General features: G+C 67.0%; 1 protein-coding gene. It reads right to left on the reverse strand.

Translation table 11 applies throughout. The annotated features are described in order from the left end of the window. Positions 1-219: 219 nt before the first annotated feature. On the reverse strand, positions 220-1,453 hold a 1,234-nt coding region (locus AC099J_RS31595), incomplete at its 5' end, for a calcium-binding protein (protein ID WP_479619270.1).

The following is a 1,453-nucleotide window of genomic DNA, read 5'->3' on the forward strand; positions in this document are numbered from 1 at the left end:
CAGCACCACGAGCGTGTCCAGGCTGTTGCTGGACAGGACGCGGTCGAACACCTGCAAGGTGAAGAACGCCGGCACCAGAAACAGCAGGTTGATGATGAAGGAGAACCCCGCGATGTAGCCCAGCAGCGGTCGCAGTTCGCTCCACAGGGGGGTCATGGGGGGCTCCTCGCGTTCACGGGGCGGGCCTTGCTGGGGCTTTCAGCCAGACGGCGGGCTTCATCACGCCGACAGGATGAAGTCCGCCTGCGTGATCACGTTCACGCCGACGCCGTTCACGCCCACCAGAAGAATCGAGTTCAGTCCGTCGAACTCGACCAGCGTGTTGGCACCGATGTCGCTGATGCTCACCGAGGCGGCAAAGTCACCCGCGGTGATCCCCAGTCCCGAGATGTCCAGACGGTCCTGCGCGTTCACACCGTCCGGGCTGGCGTCGAAGCCGACAATCGTGTCGTGACCGAAGCCCGGCGCGAACTGGAAGATGTCGTTGCCGACACCGCCGTTCATGGTGTCATCGCCCTGCCCGCCGATGAGCAGATCGTTTGCGGCACCGGTGTTGATGGTGTCGTTGCCGTCCTGACCATCGACACGGTTGGCGCCGGCGTCCAGCGTGATCACGTTGTTGCCCTGGCTGCCGATGACGTTCTCGACCGCGTTGAGCGCGTCCGTTCCGATGTCGGCACCGGTGGCCGACGTGGCGGTGACCGTCGCGTTCGCTGCCGTCGCAGACAGATCGTAGGTGTCGACGCCCACGCCGCCGATGTAGCTGTCGTTGCCGTCCCCCACGATGGCGACAAAGCGGTCGTTGCCGACACCGCCGTTCACCGTGTCGTTGCCCAAGCCGCCGGTGATGACATCGTTGCCGGCATCCCCGTTCAGCATGTCGTTGCCGGCGCCGCCATTGACCACGTCGGCTCCAGCACCGGCGTTGATGATGTCCGCGCCGCCCCTGCCCTCAAGGGTGTTGGCCCCGGCATTTCCGGTCAGGTTGTCGCCGGCCGCGGTGCCGATGACATGCTCGATGGTGGCCACGGTATCGGCCCCGGTGACGGCACTGGTTGCGGTGCCGGTCGCCAGGTTGACGACGGCCGCCGCACCCGTGCCCGACAGATCGTAGGTGTCGTTGGTGCCTCCTGCGCCGACGTAGGCATCGTTGCCGTCGCCCGCCGTGGCGAAGAAGGTGTCGTTGCCGGCCCCGCCGTTCAGGCTGTCCGCCCCCGTACCGCCCGTCATGGCGTCGTCGCCAGCGCCGCCGATGAGCGCGTTGGCGGCAGCGTTGCCCACGAGCGTGTCGTTGCCCGCACCGCCGGTCACGTTCTCGATGTTGGCGATGGAGGCAAAGCCCGTCGCGGTGCCGGTGTTCAGGCCGACGGTGACGCCCGTGGCCGTCGTGCCGTAGCTCAGGGTGTCGACCCCGGCTTGCAGGTCGGCCGTGAACGACTCGACGTCGATGGCC

This window comes from Rhodoferax sp. RT4P68 (assembly GCF_056521305.1).